This is a genomic window from Kitasatospora sp. NPDC059673, from assembly GCF_042734215.1.
GTDB lineage: Bacteria > Actinomycetota > Actinomycetes > Streptomycetales > Streptomycetaceae > Kitasatospora.
Genome location: NZ_JBHWEN010000036.1, coordinates 1 through 18,610 on the forward strand (window position 1 = coordinate 1; position 18,610 = coordinate 18,610).

Annotated in this window: 18 protein-coding genes and 1 pseudogene; 6 read left to right on the forward strand and 13 right to left on the reverse strand. The window is 69.1% G+C overall.

Annotated features, from left to right (window positions below; translation table 11 throughout):
• Positions 1 to 41 precede the first annotated feature (41 nt).
• From ACFV18_RS30025 to ACFV18_RS30050, 6 genes and pseudogenes are all read right to left on the reverse strand, one after another.
• Positions 42 to 320: a hypothetical protein gene (locus ACFV18_RS30025; RefSeq protein ID WP_380488392.1), complete on the reverse strand. Its 279-nt coding sequence runs from the start codon at positions 318 to 320 to the stop codon at positions 42 to 44.
• 559 nt (positions 321 to 879) lie between these two features.
• A complete protein-coding gene (locus tag ACFV18_RS30030; protein ID WP_380488393.1) occupies positions 880 to 1,758 on the reverse strand; it encodes a hypothetical protein in 879 nt (292 codons plus the stop codon).
• Positions 1,759 to 1,892: 134 nt separating this feature from the next.
• Positions 1,893 to 2,096 (reverse strand): hypothetical protein, encoded by a 204-nt coding sequence (locus ACFV18_RS30035; protein WP_380488394.1) that lies wholly within the window; start codon positions 2,094 to 2,096, stop codon positions 1,893 to 1,895.
• Between the two features lie 125 nt (positions 2,097 to 2,221).
• Positions 2,222 to 2,686 (reverse strand): hypothetical protein, encoded by a 465-nt coding sequence (locus ACFV18_RS30040; RefSeq protein WP_380488395.1) that lies wholly within the window; start codon positions 2,684 to 2,686, stop codon positions 2,222 to 2,224.
• Positions 2,687 to 3,090: 404 nt separating this feature from the next.
• Positions 3,091 to 3,588 (reverse strand): hypothetical protein, encoded by a 498-nt coding sequence (locus tag ACFV18_RS30045; RefSeq protein ID WP_380488396.1) that lies wholly within the window; start codon positions 3,586 to 3,588, stop codon positions 3,091 to 3,093.
• A 115-nt stretch (positions 3,589 to 3,703) separates the two neighbouring features.
• Positions 3,704 to 3,853 (reverse strand): annotated as a pseudogene (locus ACFV18_RS30050) (ATP-binding protein); the annotation flags it as partial.
• A 146-nt stretch (positions 3,854 to 3,999) separates the two neighbouring features.
• Between ACFV18_RS30050 and ACFV18_RS30055 the strand changes: the two are divergent.
• The 3 genes from ACFV18_RS30055 (at position 4,000) to ACFV18_RS30065 (ending at position 5,375) form a co-directional block, all read left to right on the forward strand.
• Positions 4,000 to 4,560: a hypothetical protein gene (locus tag ACFV18_RS30055; RefSeq protein WP_380488397.1), complete on the forward strand. Its 561-nt coding sequence runs from the start codon at positions 4,000 to 4,002 to the stop codon at positions 4,558 to 4,560.
• A gap of 66 nt (positions 4,561 to 4,626) precedes the next feature.
• A complete protein-coding gene (locus ACFV18_RS30060; protein ID WP_380488398.1) occupies positions 4,627 to 5,064 on the forward strand; it encodes a tyrosine-type recombinase/integrase in 438 nt (145 codons plus the stop codon).
• Entirely contained in the window at positions 5,061 to 5,375 is a 315-nt protein-coding gene (locus ACFV18_RS30065; RefSeq protein ID WP_380488399.1) for a helix-turn-helix domain-containing protein, read from the forward strand. Before ACFV18_RS30060 ends, ACFV18_RS30065 begins: the two co-directional genes overlap by 4 nt.
• A gap of 232 nt (positions 5,376 to 5,607) precedes the next feature.
• On the opposite strand, the gene ACFV18_RS30070 is transcribed toward ACFV18_RS30065, so the two are convergent.
• Entirely contained in the window at positions 5,608 to 6,165 is a 558-nt protein-coding gene (locus ACFV18_RS30070; RefSeq protein ID WP_380488400.1) for a hypothetical protein, read from the reverse strand.
• 22 nt (positions 6,166 to 6,187) lie between these two features.
• Between ACFV18_RS30070 and ACFV18_RS30075 the strand changes: the two genes are divergently transcribed.
• Together ACFV18_RS30075 and ACFV18_RS30080 are read left to right on the forward strand one after the other, a co-directional pair.
• On the forward strand, positions 6,188 to 7,021 hold the full coding sequence (locus tag ACFV18_RS30075; protein WP_380488401.1) for a tyrosine-type recombinase/integrase: 834 nt from the start codon (positions 6,188 to 6,190) through the stop codon (positions 7,019 to 7,021).
• Positions 7,022 to 7,063: 42 nt separating this feature from the next.
• Positions 7,064 to 7,528 carry a DUF6228 family protein gene (locus tag ACFV18_RS30080; RefSeq protein ID WP_380488402.1) on the forward strand — a complete coding sequence of 155 codons (465 nt, stop codon included), beginning with the start codon at positions 7,064 to 7,066 and terminating at the stop codon, positions 7,526 to 7,528.
• A 237-nt stretch (positions 7,529 to 7,765) separates the two neighbouring features.
• On the opposite strand, the gene istB is transcribed toward ACFV18_RS30080, so the two are convergent.
• Both istB and istA read right to left on the reverse strand, forming a co-directional pair.
• Positions 7,766 to 8,707: an IS21-like element helper ATPase IstB gene (gene istB, locus ACFV18_RS30085; RefSeq protein ID WP_380488403.1), complete on the reverse strand. Its 942-nt coding sequence runs from the start codon at positions 8,705 to 8,707 to the stop codon at positions 7,766 to 7,768.
• Positions 8,704 to 10,344, reverse strand: a complete 1,641-nt coding sequence (istA, locus tag ACFV18_RS30090) for an IS21 family transposase (protein WP_380488452.1) — start codon at positions 10,342 to 10,344, stop codon at positions 8,704 to 8,706. The genes istB and istA overlap by 4 nt, the downstream gene beginning before the upstream one ends.
• A gap of 406 nt (positions 10,345 to 10,750) precedes the next feature.
• Here istA and ACFV18_RS30095 point away from each other — a divergent pair, with 406 nt between their 5' ends.
• Positions 10,751 to 11,089, forward strand: coding sequence for a hypothetical protein (locus tag ACFV18_RS30095; RefSeq protein WP_380488404.1), 339 nt, complete (start codon positions 10,751 to 10,753; stop codon positions 11,087 to 11,089).
• 188 nt (positions 11,090 to 11,277) lie between these two features.
• Here the strand turns inward: ACFV18_RS30095 and ACFV18_RS30100 are convergent, their stop codons facing one another.
• From ACFV18_RS30100 to ACFV18_RS30115, 4 genes are read right to left on the reverse strand one after another with little or no spacing between them, the layout of a single operon-like run.
• Positions 11,278 to 14,421 carry a hypothetical protein gene (locus ACFV18_RS30100; RefSeq protein WP_380488405.1) on the reverse strand — a complete coding sequence of 1,048 codons (3,144 nt, stop codon included), beginning with the start codon at positions 14,419 to 14,421 and terminating at the stop codon, positions 11,278 to 11,280.
• Positions 14,418 to 15,653, reverse strand: coding sequence for a hypothetical protein (locus ACFV18_RS30105; protein WP_380488406.1), 1,236 nt, complete (start codon positions 15,651 to 15,653; stop codon positions 14,418 to 14,420). The genes ACFV18_RS30100 and ACFV18_RS30105 overlap by 4 nt, the downstream gene beginning before the upstream one ends.
• Complete coding sequence (locus ACFV18_RS30110; protein WP_380488407.1) at positions 15,646 to 16,920, reverse strand: hypothetical protein; 1,275 nt, start codon at positions 16,918 to 16,920, stop codon at positions 15,646 to 15,648. The genes ACFV18_RS30105 and ACFV18_RS30110 overlap by 8 nt, the downstream gene beginning before the upstream one ends.
• A complete protein-coding gene (locus tag ACFV18_RS30115) occupies positions 16,917 to 18,341 on the reverse strand; it encodes a Wadjet anti-phage system protein JetD domain-containing protein (RefSeq protein WP_380488408.1) in 1,425 nt (474 codons plus the stop codon). The genes ACFV18_RS30110 and ACFV18_RS30115 overlap by 4 nt, the downstream gene beginning before the upstream one ends.
• Between the last annotated feature and the right edge of the window lie 269 nt (positions 18,342 to 18,610).

An 18,610-nucleotide genomic window follows, 5' to 3' on the forward strand; every position in this document is an offset into this window, starting at 1 on the left:
CGGTCACCCCCGTACGGGGGTGACCGCCTCCGGGCTACCGGTCAGCGGCGGCTCCACCTGCCCCTCGCCCACCGGGCGAAGCCGGCCATGGCCTCGATCGCTTCCCGCAGGTGCGTGAGCACCTGCGGGGTCTTCATGAGGGTGTGGTCGATCCCATTCACCGTCCTGGCCAGAGCGGCCACGCCGACGGAGATCCCCACCGTCCACACGACGGCAGGTTCGTGCGCGGTCGCAAGTTCAACGAACTTGGCCAGCGTGGCAGGGTCATACGGGCTCGCCAGGTGTTCGGCAGCCCTCGGCACAATCATGGTCTTCTCCACATGGTTGAGGTGGTTGGCCGAGAGCGACTGATCGGTCAGCGTGCGCCCGGTCCAACCGCAGGTCCAGGCGCGGCTGCGCCTGGGCGGTCGGTCCGGGACGCTTGTCTGGGGCAGCAAGAGTGTCCGGTCCATCTCCCGCGTCCGGAACCAGGGTTCCGTGCGGGGGGGGAGGGCATGGCCCTCTGGTAAGCCGGACCGGCTGACGGGCGGAGCTAGGCTCAACGCCTCGCCGCTGAACTCTCCGGCGGGGTGGTCTCCGCGGCCCCAGAGTCGCGGAGTCTTCCTTTTCCTATTCCTGATCTTGCGTGTGGTGGCGGGCGAGCCGGCACCGGAAACAGTGGTACCAGACCTCCGAACCCCCGGGCAAATCAGATGGATCGTCAGACTTCCTTCGTGGTCTGCGCGTTCGATGTGCACCATCCGGCAGATGGTGTCCGGGCGGGGAACGGAACTGCCCCGGCCGCCGTTGTGGCGAGCCGGGGCCGGGTGGTGCTGACTTCGGGTCAGGTTGTCCGGGGGCGGTAGGACCTCACCCAGCGGGTGGGGGCGCTCCGGGCGGTCAGCGGACGTGGAGTTCTTCGGCGACGCGGTGCAGGAGGGAGACGGCCATGCCGTTGAGCGCGACGGCGTCTGCCCGCACCCAGGTCGCCCGGGCGAGCGCGCCGTCCTGGTGCTGAACCCCGCTGGCCTGGTTGAACACGCCCTGGATCACCTTGGCGTAGCCGTCGGCCATTTCGTCGAGCCGGTCGAGCATCACTCCGTAGCGGTCGGCCTGGTCCTGGTCGTCGCGCTTCTTGGCGACGTCCTTGGGCCAGACCTTCATGTCGCGCATGTCGATGATGGCCAGGCGGGTCTCGCGGATGGCGTCGGCGTACTCGCCGGCGGTGATCTGCCGGTCGGCCGTACGCAGGTGGGCGGCGGCCTTGGCGAGCGGGCCCTCGTCCAACAGCAGCGGCACGGTGACCGTGAAGAAGATGCCTCGGTTGACCGCCTCGACCTGCTTCTCCCAGGTGCTGGCCGGCACCCTCACGGTGTCCTGGGCGGTCGCCGTCGGGTACTGGGTGCTCTGCGGGAGGACCGCGGTGATGTCGATCCGCAGCTGCAGGTCCTGGCCGTTGCGCTCCTTCTCCAGTGCGAGGACCTGCTCGTTGGTCAGCGGCACCGACAGGTCGGCGCTGCGGGGCACCCCGTTGTCGCTCAGGCCCACGGCCGCGGGGATCAGCGAGCCGAGCCAGCGCATGCCGACGCCGTGCTCCGCGTGGATCTCGCCGCCCAGTTGGACCAGGGTGCACCCGTCGGCGAGCCTGGTCGGGGCGATCTCGACCCGCAGCGCGAGGCGGTGGCAGCCGACCCCGGGCAGCAGCGCCGCCACCGTGTGGGTCGTCGGCTCCTTGAGTCGAAGCCGGGTTCCGTTCGCGAAACTCAGATCAGTGTCCACCGTGAACCTCCTTGTACCGGAAGGCAATTGTGCTCCTCCGGTCCTCTACGGTGTCGCCGTGATGTTCTCCAGCTCGGAGTGGCCGCGCTCGCTCAGTTCGGCCGTCGCCCGCCCGATGTCGGTGCGCCGGTCCATCAGTCCTCCTCGGCGGCAGGTGTGGTGAGCGGGCGGCGCCCCGTCGATCGAGGAGCCGCCGGGGCGGCCGGCGGGACCGCGAGCAGGGCGGCCAGTTCGGCGACGGTCCGGCCCGGCCTGCGCGGCGGGGCGGTGTCGGCGGCGTCATGGTGGTCGGGGTCGACGCCGTGGCCGAGTCGGCGGCGGGGGTGATCGGCAGTCATGAGTCATTCTCCCAGAGGAGGTTGCTCCCTCGCGCCGGGTCAGGGCGATATGGCGCGAGTCGGCCCCGTTGCCGACGGTCCCGTCCCGTTTCTCGGCCCGGGCCGTCGGGCCGGCGCATCGGCGCCTACACCGTCTCGTCGGGCTTGTAGTGCCGGTGGTCGGCAAGCTTCTCGCCGCGCCTGGCGGTGCCGACGCACGTGGCGAACAGCCGCCAGCCGTCGGTGAAGTCGGCGGCCATGCCGTAGCGGAAGCCGGGCGGGGTAGGGCGGGTGCTGTAGCGCTCGGCGCGGACGGCGTTGTCCTTCTCCGCGCTGGCGGCAAGCGCGGTCAGCAGGGCCTGCTCGACCTCCGCCGTCGCGGCCTTCCCGCCGCCGGGCAGGTCGGGCATCGGCTGGTCGGCCAGGCGCTCGTCGTCGGCTGCGGCGGGGGCGGTGTTGTTGGCGCCGGTGAGCATCCAGAACACGGTGCCGGCGTCCTCCGCGGTGACGGCGAGGCCGTACGGGCGGCCGGGCCAGGACTCGGCCGCCTCGATCCCAGGCACGTTCGGAAGGTGGTCAACCAGCACCTGCTGCAGCTCGATCGGGGTCACCGGCCGATCGTATCCGCGCGCCAGCCGGGGCCCGGCGGGCAGGGCCAGTGTCCGGGACGGGTTCACCAACCCGGACCTCTATGGGGTGTCGCCCCTGTCCAACAGACCTGGGTCGCCGGGGCGCGACTCGTAGTAGGTCCGGCCGCCGCAGCCGCTGTTCGGCGGCTTCAAAGAGTCGCGCCACCGGGGTCGGAACAGGGCTTCGCAAAGTTCTCTGAAGAAGTTTCACCAGAACCGAGGGAAGTTCCTCAGTCGGATGCATAGAAGCCTGTGGCTTCGTTCATGTGAAGTAGCAGCGATTGGTCAGCAGTTTGGGCAGCAGTTGGCGATCTTGAGTGCTGCAGATGTTCACCAGAAGTAACGTCACCCGACGGCGGACAGAGCGGTCTGCGCTTCGGTGGTGATCAGAACTGGTTGATGATCCGTCCGCCGAGCTGTTCGAGGAACTCCTGCAAGCTCGTTGCGGCGACGGTGAAGTCGTCGAACCAGGAAGCGGTGGTGGACTTCCAGATCTGTCCGCTGTCGCCGATCGCGAACAGGTGGCCGCCCCCGTCGCTGGCGAATACCAGTGCGATCCACTCGCCGTCGATCGGTGCGGGGCCGTACTCGCGGAAGTGCTCCGCCACCATCGCGGGTGAGTGGATGAAGTACCCGCTGTCGACATCGGGCAGGGAGGCTTCGCTGATCACCCAGTAGAGCGTGGTCAGGTCGGAGGGGATCGGTGTCAGGTCCACGAGCGCGCTCGTTGCTTGGTGGCTGTCGTCGGTCGCGAGTGCCACGACGTTGTTTCCGGGTGGGAAGCCGTGCGTCGGGAGAAACGACTGCATCAGCTTCGTCAGCGCCGCCTCGACCCGCTCCCGCCAGGATCGGACCCACTCTGCGTCAAGCCGCTCAGCTGGCACGTTTCCCCTCAAATGCATGTCTGGCTCGCCAGCGCGAGTCCGGAAAACATAGCGGAAGGCGGTGACGGCTCTCCGCCCGGAGGGCGGAGAGCCGTCGAGTAGGTGCCTGTGGCGGTCAGCCGGCCTTGGCGGGCGCTTCGGTCCGCGCGCGGGTCGAGGCGAGACGGTAGGAGTCGGTGCCGGTTTCGATGATGGTGCCGTTGAAGGTGAGGCGGTCGACGATGGCCGCGCAGAGGCGGGGGTCGGTGAAGGTCTTGGTCCAGCCAACTGGGGCTGGCACTTGTTCGTTGGATCGCATCTGCCCTGCGACGTGCCCGTATCTGGGTCCTGGGCGGCTCTTTGATTGTCTTGCTGACAGCGCTGTTTTGTAGGCGCTACCTTCATTCGTCAGGTGCGAGGAAGGTGTGCTGGATGGTGGAGTCGCGTCTGCGGGTGATCGAGGGCCGGACGGTGCCCGAGATACCCGTTGCCTGGGATCCGTGGGAGTTCCAGGCCCTGTGTGTGGAGGCGTTCGTGGCGTCCTGGCGGGCCCGTGGGTTCAGCCCGGTGACAGTCGACAACGACATCGGCCTGCTGGAGCGGACATTGAAGGCGCTGGGGCGGCCGGCATGGGATGTCACGCCCGAGGACATCGACCGCGTGGTCGGTGGCCTGGCCATAGAGGGGCGGGCTCCGTCCACCCGCCGCGGATACGTCCAGATCTTCAAGGGCTTCCACCGGTTCCTCCAGGCACGCAAGGCCGTTGAGATCGAGGCCGCGTTCGGGGTCCGGCTGGTCTGCCCCGTGGACGAGTTCAACGCCTCGCGGCATGTCGGCGACGACTCCCCAGCCCTGCTGCCGCCGCCGACCCCCGAACGGGTCGAGGAGTTCTTCGACTTCCTCAAGGCGCGGATCGCCACCGCCCGCAAGTACGCGCCCGCCGCCCGCGACTACGCGCTGTTCCGGACGCTGTATCACGCCGGCCTGCGCTAGGAGGAGGCCTCGCTCCTGGACCGCCCGGATGTCCACTTCGGCCGCGGCCCGTTCGGCAAACTGCACGTGCGCTTCGGCAAGGGCGCCCACACCTCAGGGCCCCGTCCGCGTTGGGTGCCCATGCTCGACCAGCTGGACCTGGTCCTGCGCTGGTTCCTCGACGACGTCCGCGGCAAGTTCCCCGACTCGCCCGCGCTGTTCGCCGACGAGTCGGGCGGCCACCTGCACCAGGGCACCGTCCGCAATCGCCTGCGCTATCTGATGGAGCTGGAGGGCCGTCCGGCCGCCGACCGTTTCAGCCCGCATGCCCTGCGGAGAGCTTGTGCGACCCACAACTACGAGCGCGGAGTGGACCTGGTGGCCATCCAGCAGCTACTCGGTCACTGGACAGTCAGTTCGACCATGAGATACGTCCGCCCCTCGGCCACGTTCATCGAGGACGCGTATCGACGCGCCGTGACCAGCACGCTCGGCGAGCTCACCGGAGAGGAACCCACGCCGTGAACATCAGGTGGAAGCTGCGGATGGCCGCCGCCCAGCGCGAGGTCTGGACCGGAGCCCAGTTGAGGCGGCTCCTGGCCGAGAAGGCGGGCCTGGAACTGTCCTCCGCGTCGGTGTCGGCCCTGTTCACCAAGGAACCCTCGCAGGTGAAGATGTCCACGCTTGCGGCGTTGTGCACCGCGCTGGAGTGCACCCCCAACGACCTGATCGAGGTCGACACCACCCCCGTCGAACGCCCTGTGGCTCCTCCTCGACCGGCAGCCGATCTGCCGAGGGTCGCCTCGGCCCGGGGCCGGTCGATGCCGCCGATCTGACGGAAGGGAGTGCGGGCGAGGTATGGGCACGAGGCAGCGGGACTGTGTCGGGTGCGGGGCGCCGGTCGGGTTCATCGAGCGGCAGCACTGCTGCCGCTGCATGGCCCGGATGAAGGACGAGGCCACCCGCGCGTCCTGTCCTGCCTGCGGGAGGTCACGCGTCCTGCAGGCCGAGACCGGACGGTGCATCACCTGCTCGCGGACCTGCGCGGGCTGCGGCCGCCCGGTCCGGTCACCGATCGCCAGCCACTGCGGGATCTGCCGACGAGAAGCGGACAGGCAGGCCTCGAAGCAGGTCTGTCCTCGCTGCCGGCGGCCCGGCTTCCTGCAGACCGGCACCGGATGGTGCGGCCACTGCTCGCGCCAGCGGCAGACCAAGCAGCCACCGCGGCAGTGCGTCGGCTGCGGCGAGGTGCGGCGCCATGCCGGGCTCGGACTCTGTTCGGCCTGCTGGCAGAAGCACCCCGACCGACCCTTCATCGCCTCCGAGAATCTGGCTGCGCGGCTCGCCGAGCCGGTGCCCTGGCTGGGTGACTTCGCCGGCCATCTCGCCGAACGGCACTGCGCGAGTCACGCCTGCAGCATGATCAGCACTCTGGGCAGGCTGCTGGTGGACGAACAGCCCAACCACCCCCAGGCCCTGCTGGACCGTGCCCGCCGCCCCGGCCGGTCGATGGGCTCCCTCGCCCGGGCGCTCGAAGGCTTCTTTACTCAGCGCGGCCTTGCCCTTCCCACCGACCAGGCGCAACGGCTTGCCGCTGGACGCCGCCGACGCCGCATCGAGGGCCACCCCGCTCCCGCTGCGGCCGCAGGTGCAGGCGTTCGCCGAGTCCATGCTGCGAGCACGCGAGCGCGCCCTCAAAGCCGGCACCCTGCCTCGCACGGACAGCACCATCGAGGCGGCCCTGGCCATCGTCCGTGACCTCGCCCGCTTCCTGACCGGCACGCGCAACAAGCAGGACTGGGCCCTGACCGACGTGCACGACGTCGAGGCCTTCCTGGCGACCATGCCCAAGGCCCGGCAACGTCGGCTGACCGTGCTGCGGCAGTACTTCCGCTTCGCCCGCTCCCGCAAGGTCGTGCTCATCGACCCCACCCGGGGAGTGAAGGCCAAAGGCCCGTCAGGGTTCAGCGGCACCACCGTCGCCGTCGACCAGCAACGGCAGTTGTTCCGCCGCTGGACCACCGGCACCGACGCGCACCCGCACGAGGCACTGCTCGGAATCCTGGCTCTCCTCCACGCGGCCTCCAGCAGCGAGGTCCGGCTCCTGCGCGTGGACGACCTCGATCCCACCAACCGCACCATCCGCCTGGGCAAACGCCCCCATCCGGTGCCTATGGACCCGATCAGCTGGTCGGCACTCCAACGCTGCCTGGCGCACCACACGGACCAGCGCACCGACAACCCCCACGTGATCGTCACCAAGATCACCAAGAGCGGTCGGGCACCGGCGTCGACCGCCTATGTCAGCCACCTCCTGGACCCCTGCGGCGTTGCGCCTCGGACTCTGCGATGCACCCGCCTTGCCGACCTCGTGAACACCCTGGACCCCAAACTCGTCGCCGCAGCCCTCGGCATGGATCCCGAGGGCGTCATGATCTACCTCGCCGATCACGTCGATGCAGGACGCCTCCCCGACGCGTAATCTCCGCGACGGGTGAGGCCTCCGTGATCTACCGTTCAACCGATGAGCTCCCACGACACCGACCTCGACACGCCGACCGCCGTGACCGTCCGCTGCCAGAACAACCGCTCCGTCAGCGTGCGGCTCTGCGACTCCTCCCGGCCCGACGAGGACCGCGTGCAGTACGCCGTCGAGGCGTCCGCGCCGGGGCTGACCATGCGCGTTGACGAGGTGGTCGCCTGGAACTGGGGCGCCGACCTGGCGCCCTTCCTGGAGGGACTGGCGGCCGACTTCCGCGGCTGGGACGGGCAGCGGGTCTGGCAGACCAACGACCGCGATCTCACCATCAGCGCGGTCTTCCGCTCCGGCGGTCACGTCGGGCTGACCTGGACTCTTCACCCATGGCGAAGTGCGGCCGGTGGTTGGGAGGCATCCGTCACGACCTGGCTCGACGCCGGCGAGCAGATGTCTGCCCTCGCGGTCGATGTCCGACGCTTCCTCACACAGCAGGACGGTGGCCGTGGCTGATCTGCGGCTCGTCCGGACTCTCAACGGACACGGGTGGGCGGCCTGCAGTATCGCTGACGGTCAAGCCGATGCCGAAGTCACAGCCTCGTACATCACCAGCGCCCCCGAGGACCTCCTGACGGCGGTCGCCCGACTGGTCAGCGGTGAAGCCGAGACGCGTGTTCAGTTCGAGGCAGAGCCCACCGCTTTCCGGTGGATCTTCTACCGCGCAGGCAACGATGTGTGGATCCGCCTCCTTCAACTACCCGACGGCGCCAAGCACGACAACGCCGGCACCGAGATCTGGTCGACCCAGCAGAGCGTCGACGCCGTGGCGCGAGCGGTGATCCGCTGCTTCGACGAAGTCGCCACGAAGTACGGCGAGAGCGGATATCGCGGCAAGTGGGGCGAACACTTCCCCCGCACCGAGCTCGAAGCCCTCAGGTCGCTCTGGCGCACGCACCGGTCCGACCCGGCAGCCTGCCCCCCCGAACCCATTGACCATCGGCGCTGCCTCGCACAGGTTGAGCGGAACATGTGCGCTTTGCCGAAGGACTCGTTGGAGGCGATGGCGACGCTGTTCTTCTCCTCGCGTTCGGTGAGGACCTGGAAGAGCAGTTCGGCTCCGTGGCGGTCGAGTTCCATGTAGCCGAGTTCGTCGATGCAGAGCAGGTCGACGCGGCCGTAGCGGGCGATCGTTTTGTTCAGCTGCTTCTCGTCGGCGGCCTCCACCAGCTCGTTCACCAGCTTGGTGGCCAGCGTGTAGCGGACGCGGTAGCCCTGCATGGCGGCCTCGGTGCCCAGGGCGATGAGCATGTGGGACTTACCCGTGCCGGAGTCGCCGATCAGGCAGAGCGGCTGGCTCTTCTTGATCCACTCGCAGCTGGCGAGGGTGTTGATCACGGCGGGGTCGATGTTGGGGTTGGCGTCGAAGTCGAAGGTCCGCAGCGACTTGTCGCGGGGGAAACCGGCGGCCTTGATCCGCCGCTCCGAGCGGCGGCGGGCGCGGTCGTCGCACTCGGCCATCAGCAGCTCGGCGAGGAAGCCGCGGTAGGTCATCTGGTCCTTGACCGCTCGGTCGGCGATGTCGGCGAACTCGTTGCGGATCGACGGCAGCCGCAGCAGTCGGCAGGCCGTGTCGATGGCCGTGGTCGCGGCCTGTTCGGTCAGGTTCCGCTGGCGGGGCAGCATGACGGTCATGGGGCTTCTCCCTCTCGCAGGTCAACGCCGCCGGCGCGACGGTGTCGGAGCAACTGGTCGTAGTGGCTGACCGACGGCAGCGGCCTGGTGTCCTGCGGAAGGTGGTTGAGCTTCCACTCGTGCAGGAACGTCACCGTCCCGGTCCCCGGCCCGGCAACCGGCCTCGGGGGCGGGACCTCGACGACGGGCTCGTCCTCGACCTGGGCGGCCTTGCGGGCCTCCAGGGCGACCGCGTCCGCGGTCAGCGCCCCCGCCCGCAGCGCGGTGGCCAGGCCTGCGACGATGTGCTCGTGCGGGAGATGACGGCCCAGCAGCAGTACGTCGATCAGCGCCCGGGTACCCTCGGCGTCGCCGTGCGCCCTGACCGCCGCGGCCCACCAGGCGTCGTGGACCGGGGTGAACTTCCCGGCGGAGCGGGCCTGGTCGAGTGCGGTCGCGCCGGGGAAGGCGCCGGGCTTGCGGACCAGGGCCTCCAGGTAGTGGTCCAGGTCCAGCCGGCAGGCGCCCTTGGCGATCAGCCGCTCGTGCCGGGCCACCTCGACGTTCCTGTCGTAGACCACCAGGTGGGAGGCGTGCAGCAGCACCCGGACCCGCTTGCCGATCAGGCGGACCGGCACCGAGTAGCGGTTGGTGCGAACCGGGATCTGCCCGTAGCGGTCGACGCGCGGGGTGAACACCCGCCCGGTCTCGAACGGGTCCTCGGGCAGCGGCAGCAGCCGCGGCCGCTCGTCCTCGAAGTACTCGTCGACCGTCCGGGCCCTGGAGCCGATCCGGCGCCGCCCGTCGTGCCGGTCCCACTGTTCGACCAGCTCGTTCAGGTCCGCCAGCGACTCGACCTCCGGCACCGGGACGAAGTGGTTGCGCCGGAAGTAGCCGATCTGGCCCTCGACGCCACCCTTCTCGTGGGCGCCGTCGATGCCGGGCCGGCAGTAGAAGCTCTCGATCCCGAAGTGCGACTTGAAGGCGATCCACCGATCGGCCTCAATCCGGGCCCGGCTCAGCCCCAGCACCTGGGCGACGGCGGCCTTCAGGTTGTCGTAGCGGACCTTGCTCCGCGGAACCCCGCCCAGCACCCGCAGCGCGTGGACGTGGCCCTCGAAGAACGCCTCCTGCCCGGCCGAGGCGAACACACGGTGCACCGCCTTGCCCGAGTAGGACAGCCGAAAGGAGAACAGGTAGCAGGTCACCAACTCGCCGGCCAGCTTCACCGTCACGTCGCCGAAGTCGACCTCGGCCTCCATCCCGGGCTGGTGTGTCTGCGGGACGAACGCCTCCAGCGGGACCTTCCCCGACTCCACCAGGATCTGCGGCTTGCGGTCCGCGACGTAGCGCCGGACCTGCGGGTAGGAGACCTCGGCGCCGTGCTCGGCGACCAGGCGGTGGAAGATCCGGGTGACCGTGTGCCGCTGCTTGCGAGGCGCGTCCAGATCGGCCCGCAGGATCCCGTCGACCACTGCCTTGTACGGGTCCATCGCGCTCGATCTGGGCGGGAGCTTCTTCCGCGGCTCCGGCCAGACCGAGTCCACGGCCTTCCTGACCGTCCGCCACGACACGTTGTGCTTGCGCTCGATCTCCCGCAGCTTCATGCCGTCCCGGTGGTCACGCCGGATCGCGGCGTACAGCTCGACCTTCGACATCTTCGGCATGACCAGGGCCTTTCACCAGGAGCACTCCCGATGCTGGCCTGGCAAGTACCCAGGTGACGTCAAAACTCGTGAACATCACCCATCCGTGGTTCGGGGTGCCTCCCAAACTCGTGAACAACTGACGTCACAACTCGTGGATAAAGCCAGCCTGCACCAACTCGCCGCGCTGCTCGCCGAACCGGGCCCACTCTCCACACACCCGCGCCTCCTTCGGCCAGCCGCCGCTTCGATCGGCACTGCCGCACCAGCCTCGGACGGGCCGTTCCCACAACCATGGTCCGCTTGGCCGTCCCCGATCACGCCCCGCACCCGCACCCACTGCCCCGGGGCCACCGCCAGCGCACAACGGACCCGGCCCACGCCCGCGTTCGGGGTCACACCCGAAGCCGCCACGGCCTTGGCCGTCCTCGCCCACCCCCTCATCGCCGGCGCCTTGACCGTCCTCGCACTCACCCGCAGCACCATGGTCTGCCTGCGGTCCGTACGCGACATCGACATCACCGGCGACATCTCCACGATCAAAACCCACGGCCCCGGCCACCGCCGGTGCATCCTGCACACAGTGCCGGCATGGGCGCTCCCGCTTCTTGCCGGTACCCGCGCCCACCACCGTCTGACCGGTCGCCGTATCGAAGACAGTCTGTTCGATCCAGTGATGGGCGCTGGGACACGGCACCTGCGCGCACACGCCGAACGGCTTCTTGAACAGGCCAGGGCTTCACCGGAGTGGGCATGACGGCCTGTCGTGGGCGCGGCCCCTTTCGGGGACACCCTCCTGCTTCACCGGCTCCAGGCCCGTGCTGCGTTCCTCGTCTTCGGCTCCGTGTCGTAGTCCCGTCTCAGATACCTGAACGTCAAGGATGGTGCCAGAGAAGTCGTCGGACCCCAGGAAGGTTGTGAGGGGTTCCTGGGGCGATAAGTCGATCAGCGCTCACTCGTTGTCTCATCAGGCCGCAGGAGTTCTTCTGCAGTCAGTTCCACACGCCTGGCGTCACCGTCGTACCCGAACATGCGTGTGGGCAGGTTGAGGTATTCGGATTTCGAGGGGTAGTGGAAGTAGAGGATCTCGCCGCAGACTCCGGCGACGTCTTTCATGATTGTGTCCTGGCAGGTGCCGAGGACGGTGATGCCGTGTTCGGCGGCGACGGTGCTGATCGCTGCAAGGACTTCCCTACGGTGTTCCTGGCCGAGGGAGTCGCCGAGTTCGTCGAGGATGAGGACGCGTCCTTGTGCGTGCGGAGCGGCGAGGAGCGCGGCGAGGACGAGGTTAATGGAGAAGAGCTTCTCTTGGGCGGTGTTGGTCGCGGTGTCGTAGGGCAGGAGCGGTCCGCCCGGGTTACGGCGCCAGCGGGGGGTGACGGAGCAGCGCCAGCCGTGGTTGTCGTCGGAGGGTGGGGCGATCTGGTGGAGCAGGTCGGCACCGAAGCCTCCGGCCTTGTGGTCCAGGCGGTCGAGTGCGGTGGTGATGTTGTCGAGGGCGCTTTCGACCCGCTGGATGATGACGGTCTGGGTGTTGCGAAGGTCTTCGGTCAGTGTGTCGATGCGGGTGGTGATGAAGTGGTGCTCCTCCTGGCGCTTTCGGCGGACGTTCTCGACTTCCGTCTGCGCTGATGCGTCGGTGGCCTCGTTGTGTGCGAGCCAGTCGGTCAGGGCTCGCAGGGTCGCGGTGGTCCGGGTCTCGGGGTCGGCACTGTCCATTTGTGCGGCGCGGGCGAGTGCGTCAGTGGGGTAGCCCTGCGTGCGGGCCTCCAGTTGGAGGAGGACGCGGCAGGCGTCAGTGGTGCTGGTGGCGTCCGCGCGCAACTGGTCTGCGGTACGGCGCTCGGTGGGGGCGCCGTCGAGGGTGGATGCCGGCGGTGGCGGGGCGGTTTCGAGGAGTTCTCCGGGGTCTTCGGGCAGCCAGTCGGCGGGCCAGCCGAGGAGGGTGCGGGCAACATCCTGGTCGCCGCCGAATGCAGTGGCGGCCTCGGTGAGGGGCTCCTCGCTCGCTGCGGTGGTGAGCGCGGTGCGGCGGGCGGTGAGGTCGGTGATGAGCTGTTCGGCCCGGGTGATCTCGCGGTTGAGCTGGCCGAGGCGGTCCGTGCGGCTGCTCAGTGCCGCTTTCGCATCGGCCCAGGCTGTGTTCGCCTGCTCGGATTGGGTTTGCTGTACGGGCAGGGTCAGACGCACGGCGGCAAGTTTTCCGGTGGCCTCGGTGTGCCGGTGGTCTGCTGCGGGGAGCGCCTCGGCGGCCTGAGCGAATTCGAGTTGCTTGTGGGCGAGGGCGATCCGGGTGTCGAGCTTGCGAAGTTGGTCCTGGTGGGCCTGGACACTGTTGCGGGCTGCTTCTTTGCGGGCGCGCCAGTGTGCGGACAGGGCTTCGCGTCCGACTACGGGGGTGGGGAACGCGCCGGTGATGTGGACACCGAGGCCGGGCATCGTGGCGTGTGGGGGTTGCGGGGTCCAGGTGCTCTGTTCGGCGAGGGCATGGAGGAAGCCGTGGGCAGCGTCGGGGGCCGATCGGATGCCGGGCGGCAGGCTCGTGGGTTCGCCTTCCCTGACAGTGGTGCCGGTCTGAGGGGAGGAGATGAGGACGGTGCCGGGGGTGTCTGTCAGTGCTTCGAGGGCTTCGGCGAGGACGGGGCCCGGCACGCACACGGCCTCGCGCCAGGGGTGCAGGGCGGCTTCCCAGATATCGCGCTGCTCATCGTCGAGTTCGATCCGGTCGTGAAGTCCTTCGGCCTGGATGCCGGCGGCTCGCAGGACGGCGAGGATCCGGCCTGCGATTCCGGCTTGGCCGCGCTCGGCCTCGCATAGTTGTTCCTCGCAGTGCTTCTCGTCCTGCTCGGCCATACGGCGGCGCGCGTCCGTGTCGGCGCGGGCTTCGGTGAGGTCGTTGAGCCGGTCGGTTACGACTGCGGCTGCCTCGCCTGTGTGCTGGGCGGCCGAAGCTTTCAGTTCGTCGAACTGTCTCTTCGCCTCCTTCAGCTCCTCTACTGCCTTCGCTTCTTCGATGCCTGCGTTGAGCAGTGCCTTGTGAAGGAGGCGGGCCTGCTTCTCTGCTTGTTCTGCGGTTTGCTGCAGCGCTTTGGTGTCGCTGTAGCGGCGCTGGTCGTCCTTCAGGGTGCGGCAGGCGGTGTTGGCGCTGTTCAGTTGCTGTTCGAGGTGCGGGAGCAAGGTGCAGGCGCTGTGGGTGAGGGCTACCCTGTCGAGAACGGTTCTGGCGAATGCGGCACGGCGGTCTGTTTCGGCGCTTCGGGTCTTGTTGCGGAGGTCGGTGCGGATGGCGACGGCACGCAGAATCTCTTCCTCGCGGGTGAGGTCCTTCTCGTGTTTGGCGAGCGCTTCGGCGAACTCGCGCTGTTTCTGCGCGAGGTCCTGGCGTTGTTGCCGGTCGTGTTCCAGAAGGCCTGACCTGCCGGACAGGGCGATCAGGGCCTCTCCGATGCGGTCGGGGGTGTAGGCGGCCGCTTCGAGTTTGAGTAGGGACGGCCGGGAACGGACCTGGCCTCGGGAGGCGACGTAGGCCAGGACTTTCGGGGCGCGGCCGTAGAGGCGGTGGGCGTATTCGCTGGATCCGAGCGGATCACCTCCCAATTTCTTGTAGAACTCGGGTGCTGCCTTGTGTCGTTCTTCGTCGGTTCCTTCGGTGAGCAGGTGGACGCCGGGCCGGTGGCGGACTTGGACGTGGGGTTTGTCGTTGCTGATCTGCAGCCAGACCGTGTGGGGCCGCTCGCCCCGCGGGTCGGTGAACATGCCGACGATGTAGCCGCGTTCGGCGGCGCCCGCGAGGTGAGCTGAGGCTCCTGCGATAACGGGTTCGAAGAGCAGGCTGGTGGCGTTGGCGGTTCCGTTGCCGGTGATCTGCCACTCGGGGTCGCCCAGGAGCAGGGCGGTGGCGGCCAGGAAGCTGGTCTTCCCGGACTCGTTGGAGTCTTTGGGGCCTCGGCCGGTGACGGCAACGAAGGTGCCGGGGATCAGCGCGACCGGGTCGCTGGTGAGCCGGGCGATGCCGAAGGTCTGTACTGCGGCGAGCGGGCGGGATCCGATGATCCCGGTGGTGGTGCCGAAGTTGGTGTCGGACTTCACTGGCTCTCCCCCGGTATCAAGGTGTCGTGGTGGGTGGCTCGGCGTTCGGTGATCGCCCTGGCCAGGTGGCCGCCGGGGCGTCCGGCGAGGATCAGGTCCTCCCACAGGGCAGCCGCGCGGGCTGGGCTGAGGCGTTGCAGAGCGGGACCGGGGACGTACTGGCCCTGTCCGCCGGCAATGTCCACCATTCCGGTGCCCCGCAGGGTGCGCAGTGCCTTGTCGATCTCGGTCCGGGACAGCGCCCGGTTGCGTGCCAGTTCGTTCGCCGTGACCGGGTGGGCGGTGGTGTTCCAGTGCGGGTGGGTGTGGCGGCCGCGGGCGCGGGGCAGCGCGACGGTGTGGATGAGCACCAGGGCGAGGACGGCGCGTTCGGTCGGCGGGAGGGTACCGATTCCGGCGGTGGCGAGGGCATCGGCGACCCGGTCGGGGTAGCCGGTGGTCCAGCTGCCGCTGGGGGTGTGGAGCAGGTTGCGGCCTGTTCCTTGCAGGATCTGTTCGATCCTGGCCTTGGTGTGCGGGTCGGCGAGGGCTGTCACGTGTCGCGGCGGCAGTGGTCCGCGGGCGGCTTCCAGGGCTGTGACCGTGCTGCGCGCGATCTGGTCGGTCCCTGTCCCTGGTGCCGGGTCGGTGTCCGCCGGGCCCAGGTCCAGTGGCGGCATGGGGGCATCGGAGGCTTGTGTCGGCGGTGGTGCTTCAGGGGGAACCGCTGGCAGGCGGTGGTGGCCCCTGCGGAGCGCGGCGACGACCGGGTCGGGCAGGGTCGCCACTGCGGGGCCGAGGTGCAGGAGTCGGCCTGCGCGCACGATCAGGGCGTGCTCGGGCAGGACGCGCTCCAGGGCGGAGGTTACCCGCTTCGGGTCGGCTCCCAGGTTGCTGCAGGCTTCTTCTATCCGGGCCGCGGAGAACGGGAGCCCGGGGTAGAGCGGTACGGAGGGGTCTGGCCAGGCCGCTTTGACGCACAGTGCCCACACCAGGGTCACGACGGGCGGCAGGGCTGGCGGGAGCTGGTCGGCCAGGTGCTCGTCGTTCGGCGCGGAACCGGTCGGCCAGCCGAGGCGCAACGTCGGCAGGGTACCGGCGGGGCCGCGCAGCTCCAGCAGGGTCCGTCCTGCCTGGACGGCGGCCTGGGCAGCTCGGGCGGTGACGGTGGTGTCGCGTGGCGGGGCCATCTGTCCTGTGGCGCGAATGGCGGCGAGCAGGAGCGCGGCTCGGAAGTCGGTCCCGTCAGTCATCGGTGTCCACCGTGGGGGTGTCGAGGCCGAAGGTGATCTGATGGAGGTAGGTGACGTTCGCCTGCGAGTCGATGCGGACGGGGACGGCGATGTCGATGCGGTGGGGCAGATCGGGGTCGCGGTCGATATCGATGAGGTCGACCAACAGCCGGGCTGCGGCCGGCCATCCCCGTTCTTCCAGGACCGCGGTGATGTCTGCGTGTTCGCGTCCGTCGAGCAGGTCCTCGGCCAGGACGGTCCGCCGGATCGTTTCGATGCCGTCCGCTTCGTCCAGGCCGGCGAAGGGGTCTGGCGTTTGTCCCGGCTCTGTCGCGGGCGGGGCTGGGCGGCTCCGGTGGGGGCGTGCGGGGGCGTAGGAGGCGGCGATGTCGACCACTGTCTGGCCGTCCATCCATGGTGGTGGCGCATCCGCGATCAGGTGTTCGCCGAAGTGCGCGAGTTGTGCGGTTCCTGCGGTCCGTGCGATGTGCAGGTACTCGGCTGCGGTCAGGACGTCCAGGTTCAGACTGCCGCCCCCGTGTTCGAGGATCTTCCCGATCGCCGCAAGAAGTTCCTGGTGGTGGAACTGTGCCGCCTCGATCAATTCGGTGGCGGCGTCCTCCAGGAGGAGGTGTCCGGAGAAGTGGCGGGTGACCAGTTCGTTCAGTGCCTTCACTTGGCGCATGAAGTCGGTGTGATCGTGGCGGCGCTGGGCGAGGATCAGTTCTGCGGGGGTGGCGGTGGCGACCTGCCGTTGGAGGTCGAGGGCGAATACCGTCAGCCCGTGTCGGCAGGTGCGCAGTTCCTGCAGGACGGTGCCGGGGTCGAGGTCCTTTCCTTTCTCCAGGAATTCGCGGGTGCGGTCCAGCAGGGCGATGAGTTCGTCGACGCCGCCGTGCAGGGCCAGCCGTTCGGCCGCGATCGCCCCGGCCAGTCCGGCCGGGCGCATCACGTAGCGGTCCTGGTGGGCTTTGAGGACGTAGGGCTCCAGAAATCTCATGTCGATCAGCAGGCCGAGGCGGTTGTCGACCACGGTGGCCGGCCAGCCGCGCCCCGATGGGCCGAGCAGTTCCGCGAGCCGGGCGCGGGTGAGGCCGCTCAGGGCGGCATGTTCGGCGAACACCGCCACCACGTCCGCGGACAGCCGCACCAGTTCCGGGTCCTTGACGACGGCATCGCGCTGGGCCGCCAGTGGTGCCATGAACGCACGCCAGTTCGTCAGCCGCTCGGCCGGGGCCAGCAGATCCTCCTGTCCGGCGTCGTCCCAGGACAGTTGGACGGCGCTCACAGCGACGCCCTTGCACCGATGGTGGCCTCGCGCAGAAGTGGTTCGAGAAGTGCGGGCAGTTGCGGGAGCGCGTCGGTGTACATGGTCTCCTGTTCCCGGGATTCGCCGCTGTGGCTGATCGCGAGTGCCAGGTCTCGCAGGTCCGGGGCGACCCGTTCGGCGAGCTCCGCGGCCAGTTTCCGGTCCCGGGCCTTGTCCTTTTCCGGGTTGTCGCGTCTGCGGTAGGGGCCTTGGCGCCAGTGCGCGGCATCCATGGCGACCGCGTGCACGGGTGTGCCGAGCCTGCGGGCGAGGTTGTCGACGATCGCGATGCCGTCGGCGTCCAGGTCGCACCAGGCGGCGATGGGGCGCGGTGCGAGCCAGTCCAGCAGTGCCACGAGTTGGTCGCGGGCGTAGCCGCTTCCCCACACGCACAGCCAGCGCGAGGTCAGCTCAGGCAGTCGTCGGCACACCTGCCCGAAGGTGTCGGAGTTCTCGATCACCAGGACCCCTCGGGCGTCGCAGACGGCTTCCCCGACCAGACGCAGTCCTTGGGAGGGGACGCCCACCCAGGGCTGGGCTATGCGGGCGTCAGCGGCGACGTCCCCGATCCGCCACGACAGCGGTCCCTTCACCCTGAGGTCGGTGTCCTCCTCGCGTACCGCGTCCTCGAGCTCCGTTCCGATCAGGTTCGCGAAGGCTGCCTGCTGTTGAGTCGTCCACCCCTTGGAGTCGTTCAGTGCCGTTGCAGCGAGCTGCTTGAGGGAGATCTCGGTCTCGCCCTGTGTGCGTAGGCCCCACCAGGTGGCGGCGGTGCGGACAGCGGCGTCGTACACCGACCACGCCCGGGTGCCGGTGCGGCTGGCGTTGGGCACCACCAATCCTGCTTCGGGTGCGACACGGGCCAGCAGTTCACGTTCGCCGGCGAGTTGGTCCACCGGCTCCATCAGCGCGAGCAGGATGGCACGGGCGCGCTGCGGTTCACGGTCACCACGCAGTTCCGCACTGCGTTCCAGCGCCTGCTGGGACCAGGACTGGGACAGCCGCCAGCGCAGCGGCGCGCCCAGGGAAAGCAGTTCGTCGACCTCGTGTCGTGGCACGACCGCACCGCAGCGCGCCAGATCGGCCGTGATCTGCGTGGCGGTCGGGCCAAAGCGCCTGACGATCGATGGCCATTCCCGCCGATGTGCGCCCAGCACCCACAGAAGGTCCGCGTCGGTCATGCCAGCCGGAGGGTCGAACAACGGGACCGGCGCCGTGGGAACCAGGTCTACCTCGTGCACCCTCAGCCGCCCGCGCCGGTTGCGGGGCAGATGTTCCTGTCCGTCCCTGCGAACCGGGATGGTGACCGCACGCAGTCCTGGAGGGACACCTTCCACTGCGACCGTGACCCGGCCGTACGCTTCTCCGAACAGCAGCCCCTGGCCCAGTTCCTGTTGCACCGGCTACTCCCCCATCCCCACGGCGGCTCTTCTAGGAAACGATGCTGTCCCGGGCTCCGGGCGGCCTCCGGTCTCTTACTCTGCCCTTGCCGCCCCATCCCACCCCGATACGCTCAGTGCACGACAGGGCACGGGCTGAGAGGATACGTGATACACCTCCACGAGATCCACGCATCCCGAACCGGAGTGCTTCCCCCTCTTCTATCCCGCGGTGTTCGACATCGCGGTCGGCCGGCTGGCATCAGGAGTCGATCCGGCCGTGCCGCGAG

Coding starts and splice junctions, on each gene's coding strand:
- ACFV18_RS30035 (WP_380488394.1), bottom strand. CDS start 2,096: ATGACTGCCGATCACCCCCGCCGCCGACTCGGCCACGGCGTCGACCCC.
- ACFV18_RS30055 (WP_380488397.1), top strand. CDS start 4,000: ATGGTGGAGTCGCGTCTGCGGGTGATCGAGGGCCGGACGGTGCCCGAG.
- ACFV18_RS30080 (WP_380488402.1), top strand. CDS start 7,064: ATGAGCTCCCACGACACCGACCTCGACACGCCGACCGCCGTGACCGTC.
- ACFV18_RS30105 (WP_380488406.1), bottom strand. CDS start 15,653: ATGACTGACGGGACCGACTTCCGAGCCGCGCTCCTGCTCGCCGCCATT.
- istA (WP_380488452.1), bottom strand. CDS start 10,344: ATGTCGAAGGTCGAGCTGTACGCCGCGATCCGGCGTGACCACCGGGAC.
- istB (WP_380488403.1), bottom strand. CDS start 8,707: ATGACCGTCATGCTGCCCCGCCAGCGGAACCTGACCGAACAGGCCGCG.